The sequence below is a fragment of the Cellulomonas sp. CW35 genome, assembly GCF_052378485.1.
Lineage (GTDB): Bacteria > Actinomycetota > Actinomycetes > Actinomycetales > Cellulomonadaceae > Cellulomonas > Cellulomonas uda.
Genome location: NZ_CP199000.1, coordinates 743,076 through 756,660 on the forward strand (window position 1 = coordinate 743,076; position 13,585 = coordinate 756,660).

The 13,585-nt window shown below is 73.9% G+C and carries 11 protein-coding genes; 10 read left to right on the forward strand and 1 reads right to left on the reverse strand.

Going from position 1 to position 13,585, the window contains the following annotated elements:
- Positions 1–30: 30 nt before the first annotated feature.
- Positions 31–1,659 carry a S1C family serine protease gene (locus ACT17Q_RS03545; RefSeq protein WP_444664783.1) on the forward strand — a complete coding sequence of 543 codons (1,629 nt, stop codon included), beginning with the start codon at positions 31–33 and terminating at the stop codon, positions 1,657–1,659.
- 114 nt (positions 1,660–1,773) lie between these two features.
- Here ACT17Q_RS03545 and ACT17Q_RS03550 read toward each other — a convergent pair whose 3' ends face one another.
- A complete protein-coding gene (locus ACT17Q_RS03550; RefSeq protein WP_444664785.1) occupies positions 1,774–3,165 on the reverse strand; it encodes an isochorismate synthase in 1,392 nt (463 codons plus the stop codon).
- A 117-nt stretch (positions 3,166–3,282) separates the two neighbouring features.
- Here ACT17Q_RS03550 and ACT17Q_RS03555 point away from each other — a divergent pair, with 117 nt between their 5' ends.
- From ACT17Q_RS03555 to ACT17Q_RS03595, 9 genes are all read left to right on the forward strand, one after another.
- The gene (locus ACT17Q_RS03555; protein ID WP_444664787.1) at positions 3,283–3,978 is read left to right on the forward strand and encodes a demethylmenaquinone methyltransferase; all 696 of its coding nucleotides are present in this window, start codon (positions 3,283–3,285) and stop codon (positions 3,976–3,978) included.
- Between the two features lie 265 nt (positions 3,979–4,243).
- Positions 4,244–5,536, forward strand: a complete 1,293-nt coding sequence (locus ACT17Q_RS03560; protein WP_094180815.1) for a geranylgeranyl reductase family protein — start codon at positions 4,244–4,246, stop codon at positions 5,534–5,536.
- 43 nt (positions 5,537–5,579) lie between these two features.
- A complete protein-coding gene (locus ACT17Q_RS03565; protein WP_094180814.1) occupies positions 5,580–5,942 on the forward strand; it encodes an NADH-quinone oxidoreductase subunit A in 363 nt (120 codons plus the stop codon).
- Positions 5,943–6,029: 87 nt separating this feature from the next.
- A complete protein-coding gene (locus ACT17Q_RS03570; protein ID WP_094180813.1) occupies positions 6,030–6,581 on the forward strand; it encodes a NuoB/complex I 20 kDa subunit family protein in 552 nt (183 codons plus the stop codon).
- The gene (locus ACT17Q_RS03575; protein ID WP_444664790.1) at positions 6,578–7,393 is read left to right on the forward strand and encodes an NADH-quinone oxidoreductase subunit C; all 816 of its coding nucleotides are present in this window, start codon (positions 6,578–6,580) and stop codon (positions 7,391–7,393) included. Before ACT17Q_RS03570 ends, ACT17Q_RS03575 begins: the two co-directional genes overlap by 4 nt.
- Entirely contained in the window at positions 7,393–8,754 is a 1,362-nt protein-coding gene (locus ACT17Q_RS03580) for an NADH-quinone oxidoreductase subunit D (protein WP_094180811.1), read from the forward strand. The genes ACT17Q_RS03575 and ACT17Q_RS03580 overlap by 1 nt, the downstream gene beginning before the upstream one ends.
- On the forward strand, positions 8,754–9,653 hold the full coding sequence (gene nuoE, locus ACT17Q_RS03585) for an NADH-quinone oxidoreductase subunit NuoE (protein ID WP_444664792.1): 900 nt from the start codon (positions 8,754–8,756) through the stop codon (positions 9,651–9,653). Before ACT17Q_RS03580 ends, nuoE begins: the two co-directional genes overlap by 1 nt.
- 3 nt (positions 9,654–9,656) lie before the next feature.
- Positions 9,657–10,997, forward strand: a complete 1,341-nt coding sequence (gene nuoF / locus ACT17Q_RS03590) for an NADH-quinone oxidoreductase subunit NuoF (RefSeq protein ID WP_094180810.1) — start codon at positions 9,657–9,659, stop codon at positions 10,995–10,997.
- Positions 10,994–13,585 carry an NADH-quinone oxidoreductase subunit G gene (locus ACT17Q_RS03595; protein ID WP_268531398.1) on the forward strand — a complete coding sequence of 864 codons (2,592 nt, stop codon included), beginning with the start codon at positions 10,994–10,996 and terminating at the stop codon, positions 13,583–13,585. Before nuoF ends, ACT17Q_RS03595 begins: the two co-directional genes overlap by 4 nt.

Below are 13,585 nucleotides of genomic sequence, written 5' to 3' on the forward strand. Positions count from 1 at the left end.
TGGAGTCCGACCCGAGGAGGAGCTCACACCATGACCACCCCCACCCCTGAGAACCACCCGCAGGCGGAGCCGACCCAGCCCCTGCCGCCGGTGCCGGCCCCACCGACGACCCCGCCGACGACCCCGCCGTCGACCCCGCCGACGGCCCCGACGGCGCAGCTGCCGCAGGCTTCGGCCCCGCAGGCGCCGGCCCCGCAGCAGCCGGCCGCGCCCGTCGGACCGCAGGCGGGCCAGCCGTACGCGCCGGCCGCGCCGGACGCCGGTCAGCCGGACGCCGGTCAGCCGGCCGCCGCCGGGCCGTGGACGCCGGCCGAGCAGCCGCCCGCGGACCCCGCGCGCCGCGAGCGCCGGGGCCGCGTCTGGATCCCCGTCACGTCCGCCGCCGCCGCCGCGCTCGTCGCGGCCGTCGCGACGCTGGGCGTCACGGGCGCGCTCGACGACACGGCAACCCCGGCCGCGTCGAACGGCACCAGCTCGTTCGCCGAGCTCGGCCACTCGTCCACCGACACCGTCCCGGTCGCCGGCTCGTCCGACGACGCCCCGGACTGGGCCGCCGTCGCGGCGGCCGTGCAGCCGTCGGTCATCGCGATCGAGACGACGACCTCGGGTGGCACCGCGCTCGGCTCGGGTGTCGTCATCGACGACGAGGGCCACATCGTCACCAACAACCACGTGGTGGCGGGCGCGCAGGGCGGCGAGGTGCAGGTGACGCTCACCGACGGGCGCATCTTCACCGCCAAGGTCGTCGGCACCGACCCGACGACGGACCTCGCCGTCGTCAAGCTCGTCGACCCGCCGAGCGACCTGGAGCCCGCCGCGCTCGGCGACTCGTCGCAGGTGCGCGTGGGCGCGGCCGTCATGGCGGTCGGCAACCCCCTCGGCCTGCAGAACACCGTGACCACCGGCATCGTCTCCGCGGTCGACCGGCCCGTCTCCACGCAGAGCGAGGACGGCTCGCAGGCCACCGTCACCAACGCGATCCAGGTCGACGCGTCGGTCAACCCCGGCAACTCCGGGGGCCCGCTGTTCGACGCGCAGGGCCGCGTCATCGGCATCAACTCGTCGATCGCGACCACGTCGCAGCAGTCCGGGTCGATCGGTCTGGGCTTCGCGATCCCGGTCAACCTCGTCAAGACCATCGCCGGTCAGCTCGTCGAGTCGGGTACGGCCCGGCACGCGTTCCTCGGCGTGGGGCTGGACGACGGCACCGCGACGGTCGACGGCGTGACGCGCGCCGGTGCCGTCGTCAAGCAGGTCAACGAGGGCTCGCCCGCCGCGAAGGCAGGCCTGCAGGTCGGCGACGTGGTCGTCGGCATCGACGGCAAGGCCGTGGGCGGCGCGGAGTCGCTGACCGCGTACGTGCGCTCGTACGCGTCGGGCTCGTCGGTGACGCTGACGGTCGTGCGGGACGGCAAGGCGAGCGACGTCGACGTCACGCTGGCGACGCGCGAGGACACCACGGCCGGCGGCCAGCAGGGTGGCGGCCAGCAGGGCGGTGACGAGCAGGGCGGCCAGGAGGGTGGCGACCAGCAGGGTGACCAGCAGGGCAGGCCGGGCTTCGGCGGCCAGGACGGCTCGCAGCTGCCCGACCTGCAGAACATGACCCCTGACGAGCTGTGGCAGTGGCTCCAGGAGAACGGGGTGGGTCAGGGCCGCTGACCCCCCTGCGGACGCCCGGTCGGACGACCCCTGGTCCGGCCGGGCTTCCGCACGTCCGGGCTTGCGCACGTCCGGGGTTCGGCGCATCCCGCGGTCCGCGAGCCCGGCCGCGCGTCAGTCGGACGCGAGCGCCGTCCGCATCGGGACGAGCTTCGCCTCGGACTCGGCGAGCTCGGCCGCCGGGTCGGACGCGGCGACGATCCCGCACCCCGCGAACAGCCGCACGCGCGTCGGGTCGTCGGTCGACGTCTGCGCGGAGCGCAGCGCGATGCCCCACTCGCCGTCGCCGTCGGCGCCGAACCAGCCGACCGGCCCGGCGTACCGGGCGCGGTCCATGCCCTCGATGCGGCGGATGAGCGCCGCCGCGGCGCGCGTCGGCGTGCCGCACACGGCCGCGGTCGGGTGCAGCGCGGCGGCGAGCGCGAGCGACGAGGGGTGGGCCGGTGTGCCCACGACGCCCTCGGACGCGTCGGTCAGGACGCCGGTGACGTCCGAGGCCAGGTGCAGCACGTTGGGCAGGTGCAGGACGAACGGCACGTCGGGCACGTTCGTCGACGAGCAGAACGGCTCGAGCGCGTGCGCGACGGAGCGCACCGCGTACTCGTGCTCCTCGAGGTCCTTGGAGGAGTGCGCGAGGATCGCGGCGCGTGCGAGGTCCGCGGCGTCGTCGCCCGTGCGCCGGATGGTGCCCGCGAGCACGCGCGACGTCACCAGGCCCTTCTCGGAGCGCACCAGCAGCTCCGGGGTCGCACCGATCATGCCGTCGACGCTGAACGTCCAGCAGGACGGGTACCGGTCCGCGAGTCGGCCCAGCGCCCACCGCACGTCGAGCGGGCGCTGCGTGCGGGCGACGACGTCGCGCGCGAGGACGACCTTGTCGACCTCGTCGGCGTGCACGGCGGCGATGCCCGCGGCGACGACGTCGCGCCAGCCGTGGGCGGTCACGGCGCCGTCGGCGTACGTGACGCGGCCGGGGGAGGCGGGCGGGACGCGGTCGCCCGCGAGCTCGTCGAGGTCCGGCACGGGCCCCAGTGCGGGGCCGGTGGACATGGTGGTGAGCCACGTGCGGCCGCCGCGCCGCCCGACGACCACGCGGGGCACGACGACGACGCCGCCGGCCGCGGACTCGTCGTCGAACGCGAACGAGCCGAACGCGACGGGACCCGAGCCGGGCAGGCGCACCTCGTCGCGCACGACGGCGTGCGCGAGCACGTCGTGCCACGCGCGCTCCGCGTCGGCGAACCGGTCCGCCCCGGCGACCTCGAAGCGCAGCACCTCGCCCCAGGCGACCAGCCCGTCACCGCGGCGCACCCACGCGAGCGGCGGTGCGCCCTGCGCGCGCTGCGCGCCGGGCGCCGGGAGCAGGTCCAGCAGGTCCGCGGGGTCCGGCAGGTGCTCACCCGACGGGTCGGCGACCGCGCCGGGCGCGAGCGCGTCCAGGGGGACGGTGCGGACGACGAGGGGGTGCGGGAGTCGCTCCGCGGGTGCGGAGGCAGTCGTGCTCATCGCGTCCCAGGGTATGCCCGCGCCCGCGCCGCGCTCGTCGTGGCCCCCGGCCCGTGGCCTGGTCCGTTCGTCACACCGTGGTCGGTGCCGGGGCCCGCGGGCTGGCACGATGGGGGCATGGCGCGAGCGAACCTGGACAAGAAGCCCGACGAGGTCGCGGCGATGTTCGACTCCGTGGCGCAGCGCTACGACCTCACGAACGACGTCCTGTCGATGGGGCAGGACCGCCAGTGGCGGCGCGCGACGCTCACCGCGCTCGCGGCGCAGCCGGGGGAGCGGGTGCTCGACCTCGCGGCGGGCACGGGCACGTCGTCGGAGCCGCTCGCGGACGCGGGCGTGCTCGTCGTCCCGTGCGACCTGTCCGAGGGGATGCTCGGCGTCGGCAAGCGCCGCCGCCCGGACCTGCCGTTCGTCGCGGGGGACGCGCTGCACCTGCCGTTCGCTGACGCGTCGTTCGACGCCGTGACGATCTCGTTCGGCCTGCGCAACGTGCCCGACGTACCGGCCGCGCTCGCGGAGATGCTGCGCGTCACGCGCCCGGGCGGACGGCTCGTGGTGTGCGAGTTCTCGACGCCGACGTTCGCGCCGTTCCGCGCGGTCTACACGGGCTACCTCACGCGCGCGCTGCCGCGCGTCGCGCAGGCCGTCACGCGCGACTCGGAGGCGTACACGTACCTCGCGGAGTCGATCCGCGACTGGCCGGACCAGCGCGAGCTCGGGCGCACGGTCAAGCGCGCGGGGTGGGACCAGGTGGCGTTCCGGAACCTGTCCGGCGGCATCGTCGCGCTGCACCGCGGGACCCGGCCCGCCTGACCCGTGCCGCGGAGGACCTGGTCCGTGGACGGTCGGCCCGGGCGACCGACTGGCGGTCACGCGTCGTCCGTCAGGCGGACGCCGCGCCGTCGCGCCCGCGTCCGACGAGCGGCGACGGGTGCGCGAACCGGCTGTTGGCGGGGCGTTCTTCACCCGGTCACCCGGCACCCGTGCGAGGTGAGGTAAGCCTTCGCAGACACCCTCCCGGACGCGTGACTAGACTCCCCCGAGTCGCACGTGAACATCGTCACAAGTGAGGTCGCTCGTGGTGGTCGCAACCGATGACGCGGACGTCATCGTCGTGGGCGCGGGTCCTGCCGGGGCCGCGACCGCGTACCACTGCGCCCTCGCGGGGCTCGACGTCCTGCTGCTCGAGAAGGCGTCCTTCCCGCGGGACAAGGTGTGCGGCGACGGCCTGACGCCGCGTGCGGTCGCCGAGCTGGTCCGCATGGCCGTGCCGATCCGCGAGCAGGACGGCTGGATCCGCAACAAGGGCCTGCGCGTCATCGGCGGCGGGCACCGGCTCGAGCTGGCGTGGCCCGAGATCTCGTCCTACCCGTCCTTCGGCCTGGCGCGGGCCCGCACGAGCCTGGACCAGATCCTGGCCGAGCACGCGCGTGCCGCGGGCGCCAAGCTGCACGAGCTCACCAACGTCACGGGCGCGGTGCGCGACGAGCGCACGGGCCGGGTCGTCGGCGTGACCGCACGGCCGGTGGACGCCGACGGCAGGCGGGCCGGTGACGAGGTCACGTACCGCGCCCGCGTGGTCGTCGCGGCCGACGGCGTCAGCGCGCGGCTCGCGACCGGCGTGGGCCGCACCAAGCGTGACGACCGCCCGATGGGCGTGGCCGTGCGCACCTACTTCCGCACCCCCCGCCACGACGACGCCTGGATGGAGTCCCACCTCGAGCTGTGGGACGGCGAGCCGGGCCGCTCGAACCTCATGCCGGGCTACGGCTGGATCTTCGCCCTCGGCGACGGCACCGCGAACGTCGGCCTGGGCTCGGTGAGCTCGACGGCCGCGGCGACCAAGGTCGACTACAAGTCCCTGTTCGCGGCGTGGATGGCCAACGCACCCGCCGAGTGGGAGTTCACGCCCGAGAACCAGCTCGCGCCCGTGCGCGGCGCGGCGCTCCCGATGGGCTTCAACCGGGGGCCGCTGTACGCGGACGGTCTGCTGCTCGCGGGGGACGCGGCCGGCATGGTCAGCCCGTTCAACGGCGAGGGCATCGCGTACGGCCTGCAGGCGGGACGGGTCGCGGCCGACGCGATCGCGCAGGGCCTCGCGCGCGGCACCGTCGCGGGCCGCGAGCGCGCCCTGGCCACCTACCAGCGCCGCATGAAGGACGACCTGGGCGGGTACTACACGCTCGGGCGGGTCTTCGTGCGCCTCATCGAGCACCCCGAGGTCATGCGCATCTGCACGCGCTACGGCCTGCCGCGGCCCCTGCTCATGAAGTTCGTGCTCAAGCTCCTGTCCGACTGCTACGAGCCGCACGGCGGTGACGTGGTGGACCGGACGATCGCCGCCCTGGCCCGGATCGCCCCGGCGGCCTGACCGACATGACCAGCAGCACCTCAGCGCCGAGGAAGGACGCCTGATGACCAACCCGTACGTGCCGCTCCTGTGGCTCATGGGCATCGCCGCCGTCCTCGCCCTGGGCGGGGTCGGCGCCAGCGCGATCATCGGCCCCAAGCGGTACAACCGCGCCAAGCTCGAGGCGTACGAGTGCGGCATCCAGCCCACGCCGCACGCCGTGGGCGGCGGCCGCTTCCCGATCAAGTACTACCTGGTCGCGATGACGTTCATCGTGTTCGACGTCGAGGTCGTGTTCCTCTACCCGTGGGCCGTGAGCTTCGTGGAGCTCGCGCTGTACGGGCTCGTCGCGATGCTCGCGTTCCTGGTGCTCATCACGGTGCCGTTCGTCTACGAGTGGCGGCGCGGGGGCTTCGAGTGGGACTGAACCGGCTGGACGTAGGACGAAGGTCACGGGCCGCCCGGTCAGGGGCGGCGACGATCACGACGAGCACGACGACGAGGAGGTCCTGACATGGGGATCGAGGAGGCACCTTCCGGGTTCCTGCTGACGACGATCGAGGACCTCGTCGGCTACTTCCGCAAGGGGTCGCTGTGGCCCGTCACGTTCGGTCTCGCCTGCTGCGCGATCGAGATGATGGCCGCGGGTGCCCCGCGCTACGACCTGTCGCGGTTCGGCATGGAGGTGTTCCGGGCGTCGCCGCGCCAGGCGGACCTCATGATCGTCGCGGGCCGGGTGAGCCAGAAGATGGCGCCGGTCGTGCGGCAGGTCTACGACCAGATGTCCGAGCCGAAGTGGGTCCTGTCGATGGGCGTGTGCGCCTCGTCGGGCGGCATGTTCAACAACTACGCGATCGTGCAGGGCGTCGACCACGTCGTGCCCGTGGACATCTACCTGCCGGGCTGCCCGCCGCGCCCGGAGATGCTCATCAACGCGATCCTCACGCTGCACGACCAGATCCAGAACGAGCCGCTGGGCGTGAACCGCGAGGAGGCCGCCGCGGCGGCCGAGGCGGCGGCGCTGGCGGCCACGCCCACCTCGCACATGACGGGGCTGCTGCGATGAGCGACGAGCCGAAGAAGGACGAGCTGAAGAAGGACGCGGCCGAGGCGGTCAAGCCCGGCGACGGCACGACCGACGCGCAGCGCACGTCCGAGGCGGCGCTCGAGTCGGGCTCGCAGCACGTGCCCGCGACGTCCGGCGCGGCGCGCACGCCGCTCGACGTCGTCGACGTGCGCCACGGGCTGTTCGGCGCGCACGGGTCGGGGGACACCTCGGGCTTCGGCGGGCTCGTGACGACCGTGCTCCTGCCGGGGCCGAGCGAGCGTCCGTACGGCGGGTGGTTCGACGAGGTGGTCGACATCCTCGCCGAGCTGCTCGACGCGTCGGGGACCGGCTTCGCGAACGCGGTCGAGTCGGTCGTCGTGGACCGCGGCGAGCTGACGATCAACGTGGCGCGCGACCACCTCGTCGAGGTGTGCCGGCACCTGCGCGACGACCAGGACCTGCGCTTCGAGCTCGGCCTGGGCGTCTCGGGCGTGCACTACCCGCACGACACGGGCCGCGAGCTGCACGCCGTCGTCCACCTCACGTCGGTCACGCACTCGCGCCGCCTGCGCCTCGAGGTCGCGGTGAGCGACGCCGACCCCCACATGCCGTCGACGACGGGCGTCTACCCGGGCCACGACTGGCACGAGCGCGAGACGTTCGACTTCTTCGGGATCATCTTCGACGGCCACCCGGGCCTCGCCCGCATCGAGATGCCCGACGACTGGCCGGGCCACCCCCAGCGCAAGGACTACCCGCTGGGCGGCATCCCGGTCGAGTACAAGGGCGCGACCGTCCCGCCCGCGGACCAGCGGAGGTCCTACAGCTGATGAGCACCACACGCCCCGCCCCCCACGCCCCGCGCGCCACGTCGGGCATCGTCGACGACGAGACCACCGGCATCCCCTCGTTCGAGGCGTCCGGCGGCGACTGGTCGGACATCGCCGAGGAGGCCGCCCGCCTCGGCGAGGAGCGCATCGTCGTCAACATGGGCCCGCAGCACCCGTCCACGCACGGCGTGCTGCGGCTCATGCTCGAGATCGACGGCGAGACCGTCACCGAGGCGCGCGCCGGCATCGGATACCTGCACACAGGTATCGAGAAGAACATGGAGTTCCGCACCTGGACCCAGGGCGTGACGTTCTGCACGCGCATGGACTACGTGGCACCCCTGTTCCAGGAGGCCGCGTACTGCCTCGCGGTGGAGAAGCTGCTGGGCGTCACGGACGACGTGCCGGAGCGCGCGAGCGTCATCCGCGTGCTGATGATGGAGCTCAACCGCATCACGAGCCACCTCGTGTGCCTCGCGACCGGCGGCAACGAGCTCGGCGCGACGACGATCATGACGGTCGGCTTCACCGCGCGCGAGGAGCTCCTCAAGATCTTCGAGCTGATCTCCGGCCTGCGCATGAACCACGCGTACATCCGCCCCGGCGGCGTCGCGCAGGACGTGCCGGCGGGCGGCGTCGAGGCGACGCGCGAGGCGCTGAAGAACGTCGAGCACTACCTGCGCCAGCTCGAGGACCTCATGCTGGCCAACCCGATCCTGCACCTGCGGCTCAAGGACGTCGGCGTCCTCAACCTCGCGGGCTGCATGGCCCTCGGGATCACGGGCCCCATGCTGCGCTCGGCCGGCCTGCCGTACGACGTGCGCAAGGCCGCGCCGTACAGCGGGTACGAGACGTACGAGTTCGACGTCCCGACCGTGACGAGCGAGGACGCCTGGGGTCGCGTCGAGGTCCGCCTCGAGGAGATCTACCAGTCGATCAAGATCGCGCGGCAGGCCCTCGACCGGCTCGAGAAGAACCCCGGGCCGGTGATGGTCGCGGACAAGAAGATCGCGTGGCCCGCACAGCTCGCGATCGGCTCGGACGGCATGGGCAACTCGCTCGCGCACATCAAGGAGATCATGGGCACCTCGATGGAGGCCCTGATCCACCACTTCAAGCTGGTGACCGAGGGCTTCCGCGTGCCGGCCGGCCAGGTGTGGCAGACGGTCGAGCACCCGCGCGGCGAGCTCGGCGTGCACCTCGTCTCGGACGGCGGGACGCGCCCGTACCGCGCGCACTTCCGCGACCCGAGCTTCAACAACCTGCAGGCGACGTCGATCGTGTGCGAGGGCGGCCAGGTGGCCGACGTCGTCGTCGCCGTCGCGTCGATCGACCCGGTGCTCGGAGGGGTGGACCGCTGATGTCCGTCGAGGAGCTGGTCCCGCGCGAGCCCGGCCGGGTGCACGCCGCGTCGTACGACGACGTGACGCTCGCCCGGCTCGAGGCCGACGCCACCGTGATCAAGGCGCGCTACCCGCAGGAGCGCTCGGCGCTGCTGCCGCTGCTGCACCTCGTGCAGTCGCAGGACGGCTACGTCAGCCCGCGGGGCATCGCGTTCTGCGCGCAGACGCTCGGGCTGACCACGGCCGAGGTGTCCGCGGTCGCGACGTTCTACACGCAGTACAAGCGCCACCCCAACGGCGACTACACCGTGGGCGTGTGCACCAACACGCTGTGCGCCGTCATGGGCGGCGACGCGATCTACGAGCACCTGTGCGACCACCTCGGCATCGGGCACGACGAGACCACCGAGGACGGCAAGGTCACGCTCGAGCGCGTCGAGTGCAACGCCGCGTGCGACTACGCGCCGGTCGTGATGGTGAACTGGGAGTTCTTCGACAACCAGACCCCCGAGTCGGCGGCAGCGGTGGTCGACGCGCTGCGCGCGGGGGAGCCGGTCGCGCCGACGCGCGGCGCGGACCAGGTCGTCACGTTCAAGGAGATGTCGCGCGTGCTCGCGGGCTTCCCCGACGGCCGCGCCGACGAGGGTGTCGGGGCCGGTGAGGCGACGCTGCGCGGCACCGTGCTCGCGCACGAGCAGGGTTGGACCGCCCCGCCGCTGCCCGGCCAGGACGAGCCTCGTCGCACGAGCACGCGGACGACGACGCGCGCCCGGACGGGGACCGCCCGCGCCGCCGCGTCCGAGCCCCGCACGGGCGACGAGCAGTCGAGCGCGGAGCGCCCGGTGACGGGCGAGCGCGACACGTCGTCGCAGCAGCAGGAGACCAAGCAGGCCTCGTCCGACGCGAAGGAGGACTGAGCGATGGCGACGACCCTCGCACCGGTGCTCACCGACCACTGGGACGCCGAGCGCTCCTGGAGCCTGGCGACGTACGAGGCCAACGGCGGCTACCGCGGTCTGCGGCGCGCGCTGGGCATGCCGGCGGCTGACGTGGTCACCGCGGTCAAGGACTCGGGCCTGCGCGGCCGCGGTGGCGCGGGCTTCCCGACGGGCATGAAGTGGGGATTCCTGCCCGCGCCCGACGGCGGGCCGCGCTACCTCGTCGTGAACGCGGACGAGTCCGAGCCGGGGACCTGCAAGGACATCCCGCTCATGATGGCGAGCCCGCAGCACCTCATCGAGGGCGTGGCCATCACGTCCTACGCGATCGGCTGCCACCACGCGTTCATCTACGTGCGCGGTGAGGTCGTGCACGTGTACCGCCGCCTGCTGCGCGCGGTCGAGGAGGCGTACGCGAAGGGCTACCTCGGGAAGAACGTCCTGGGCTCGGGCTTCGACCTCGAGGTCACGGTGCACGCCGGCGCCGGCGCGTACATCTGCGGTGAGGAGACCGCGCTGCTCGACTCGCTCGAGGGCCTGCGCGGCCAGCCGCGCCTCAAGCCCCCGTTCCCCGCGGTCGCGGGCCTGTACGCGCGCCCGACGGTGGTCAACAACGTCGAGTCGATCGCGTCGGTGCCCGGGATCCTGGTCGGCGGTGCCGACTGGTTCAAGCAGATGGGCACCGAGCGGTCGACCGGCCACGGCCTGTTCTCGCTGTCGGGCCACGTCACGCGGCCCGGCCAGTACGAGGCACCGCTGGGCATCACGCTGCGTGAGCTGCTCGAGATGGCGGGCGGCGTCCGCGAGGGCCATGAGCTGAAGTTCTGGACCCCGGGCGGCTCGTCCACCCCGATCTTCACGGCCGAGCACCTCGACGTCCCGCTCGACTACGAGTCGGTGGGCGCCGCGGGCTCGATGCTCGGGACGCGCGCGCTGCAGATCTTCGACGAGACGACGTCCGTGGTGCGTGCGGTCACGCGGTGGACCGAGTTCTACAAGCACGAGTCGTGCGGCAAGTGCACGCCGTGCCGCGAGGGCACGTTCTGGCTCGCGCAGGTCATGCAGCGCCTCGAGCGCGGTCAGGGCACGCCCGCCGACATCGAGCTGCTGCTCGACCTGTGCGACAACATCCTGGGTCGCGCGTTCTGCGCGCTCGGCGACGGTGCGACGAGCCCCGTGACGAGCGCCATCCAGTACTTCCGGGACGAGTTCGAGGCCGGGTGCCACACGCCCGCGGACGTCCTGTTCCCGCCCGAGCGCAGCGCGCTGTTCGACTACACGCCTCGCCGTCGCGGCGCGGCACTCGCGGGGGTGCACGCATGACGATCACCTCGGACCGCTCGCAGACGGGGTCGCCGCTCGTCCCGGCCGCCCCGCCCGTCGCCACGCCCGTGCCGGCGGACACGGTCACGTTCAGCATCGACGGCGTCGAGACGACCGTGCCCAAGGGCACGCTCGTCATCCGGGCCGCCGAGCAGCTCGGCGTGCAGATCCCGCGGTTCTGCGACCACCCGCTGCTCGCACCCGCCGGTGCGTGCCGCCAGTGCCTCGTCGAGGTCTGGGCACCCGGCCGCGACGGCAACCTCGCCAAGATGCCCAAGCCGCAGGCCTCGTGCACGCTCGAGGCCACGCCGGGCATGCAGGTCAAGACGCAGCACACATCGCCCGAGGCGGACAAGGCGCAGCACGGCGTCATGGAGCTGCTGCTCATCAACCACCCGCTCGACTGCCCGGTGTGCGACAAGGGCGGCGAGTGCCCGCTGCAGAACCAGGCGATGAGCAACGGCCGCGCCACGTCGCGGTTCGTCGACGTCAAGCGCACGTTCCCCAAGCCCATCGCGATCTCGACGCAGGTGCTGCTCGACCGCGAGCGGTGCATCCTGTGCCAGCGCTGCACGCGGTTCTCCGAGGAGATCGCCGGCGACGTCTGGATCGACCTGCAGAAGCGCGGTGCGCAGCAGCAGATCGGCACGTTCGACGTCGAGGTCCTCGGCTTCGCGGGCGACGTGCCCGTCGGCGCGTCGACGCTCGACACGAGCGGGCAGCCGTTCGCGTCGTACTTCTCGGGCAACACCGTGCAGATCTGCCCCGTGGGCGCCCTCACGTCGGCCGCCTACCGGTTCCGCGCACGCCCGTTCGACCTCGTCTCCACGCCCGGGGTGTCCGAGCACGACTCGCAGGGCTCCGCGATCCGCGTCGACCACCGCCGCGGCGTCGTCATGCGTCGCCTCGCGGGCGAGGACCCGGCGGTCAACCAGGAGTGGATCACCGACAAGGACCGCTTCGCGTTCCGCTGGCAGTCCTCGCCGGACCGCATCACCACCCCGCTGGTGCGCGACCGCAACCCCGACGGCACGCGCGGCGAGCTGCGCCCCGCGAGCTGGGTCGAGGCCTACGGGGCCGCGGCCGCGGGCCTGCGCGACGCGCTCGCCGCGGGCGGCGTGGGCGTGCTGCCCGGCGGCCGGGTCACGCTCGAGGACGCGTACGCGTACGCCAAGTTCGCGCGCGTCGTGCTCGGCACCAACGACGTCGACCACCGGGCGCGCCCGCACTCCGACGAGGAGGCCGCGTTCCTCGGCCACCACGTCGCGGGCCGCACGCTGGACGTGACGTTCGCGGACGTGACGTCCGCGCCGACCGTGCTGCTCGTCGGCCTCGAGGCCGAGGAGGAGGGCGGCATCCTGTTCCTGCGGCTGCGCGACGCCGTCGTCAAGCGCGGCACGGCCGTGCTCTCGGTGGCCGCGCTCGCGAGCCGCGGGCTGGAGCGCCTGTCCGGCACGCTCGTGCCGGCCGCGCCCGGCACCGAGGCCGAGGTGATCGAGGGCATCGACGCCGGCTCCGACGAGCCGGTGCTCGCGCGCGCCGCCGAGGCGCTCGCCGCACCCGGTGCCGTGGTGCTCGTCGGTGAGCGCGCGGCCTCGTCGACCGGTGCGCTCTCCGCGGTGCTGCGGCTCGCGGCCCGCACGGGGGCGCGCGTGGCGTGGGTGCCGCGTCGCGCCGGTGAGCGCGGTGCGGTCGAGGCAGGCACGCTGCCGACGCTGCTGCCGGGCGGTCGCCCGGTCGCGGACGCGGCCGCGCGCGTCGACATCGCCGCGGTGTGGGGCGCCGAGCACCTCCCCGAGGCTCCCGGCCGCAGCGTCACGCAGATCGTCGCCGCCGCGCGCGACGGCTCGCTCGCCGGGCTCGTCGTCGGCGGCGTGGACCCGGCGGACCTGCCGGACCCGGCGCTCGCGCGCGACGCGCTCGAGAAGGCCCGCTTCGTGCTCTCGCTCGAGGTGCGCCCGTCGGCCGTCACGGAGCGCGCGGACGTGGTGCTGCCCGTCGCGCCTCCGGTCGAGAAGCCGGGCACGTTCGTCACGTGGGAGGGCCGACCGCGGCCGTTCCCGCAGGCGCTCGTGTCCCACGCGCTGAGCGACCACCGCGTCCTGCACGGGCTCGCCGCGGAGCTCGGGGTCGACCTCGGGCTCGGCTCGGTCAGCGACGTGCACGCGGAGCTCGACCAGCTCGGCGGGTGGGACGGGACGCGGCTCGACGCGCCCGACGTCCGGCCCGGCGAGCCGCCCGCCGTGCCCGCGGGCCACGCGGTCCTCGCGACGTGGCACCAGCTGCTCGACGCGGGCCGGCTGCAGGACGGCGAGCCGCACCTGGCCGGCACGGCCAAGCGACCCGTCGCGCGCGTCTCGGCAGCGACCGCGGCGTCGGTCGGCGTGGCCGACGGCGCGCCGCTCGCGGTGAGCACCGACGCCGGGACCGTGACGCTGCCGGCGCAGGTCAGCGACGTGCCGGACTTCGTCGTCTGGCTGCCGACGAACGCGCCCGGCTCGGCCGTGCGCGACACGCTGCACGCCGTCGGCGGTGACCTGGTGCGGCTCGCGCCCGGCACCGCCGTCACGCAGGACGAGGAGGTCTGA

Coding starts and splice junctions, on each gene's coding strand:
- ACT17Q_RS03580 (WP_094180811.1), top strand. CDS start 7,393: ATGAGCACCACACGCCCCGCCCCCCACGCCCCGCGCGCCACGTCGGGC.
- nuoE (WP_444664792.1), top strand. CDS start 8,754: ATGTCCGTCGAGGAGCTGGTCCCGCGCGAGCCCGGCCGGGTGCACGCC.
- ACT17Q_RS03575 (WP_444664790.1), top strand. CDS start 6,578: ATGAGCGACGAGCCGAAGAAGGACGAGCTGAAGAAGGACGCGGCCGAG.
- ACT17Q_RS03570 (WP_094180813.1), top strand. CDS start 6,030: ATGGGGATCGAGGAGGCACCTTCCGGGTTCCTGCTGACGACGATCGAG.
- ACT17Q_RS03550 (WP_444664785.1), bottom strand. CDS start 3,165: ATGAGCACGACTGCCTCCGCACCCGCGGAGCGACTCCCGCACCCCCTC.
- ACT17Q_RS03565 (WP_094180814.1), top strand. CDS start 5,580: ATGACCAACCCGTACGTGCCGCTCCTGTGGCTCATGGGCATCGCCGCC.
- ACT17Q_RS03555 (WP_444664787.1), top strand. CDS start 3,283: ATGGCGCGAGCGAACCTGGACAAGAAGCCCGACGAGGTCGCGGCGATG.
- ACT17Q_RS03545 (WP_444664783.1), top strand. CDS start 31: ATGACCACCCCCACCCCTGAGAACCACCCGCAGGCGGAGCCGACCCAG.
- ACT17Q_RS03595 (WP_268531398.1), top strand. CDS start 10,994: ATGACGATCACCTCGGACCGCTCGCAGACGGGGTCGCCGCTCGTCCCG.
- nuoF (WP_094180810.1), top strand. CDS start 9,657: ATGGCGACGACCCTCGCACCGGTGCTCACCGACCACTGGGACGCCGAG.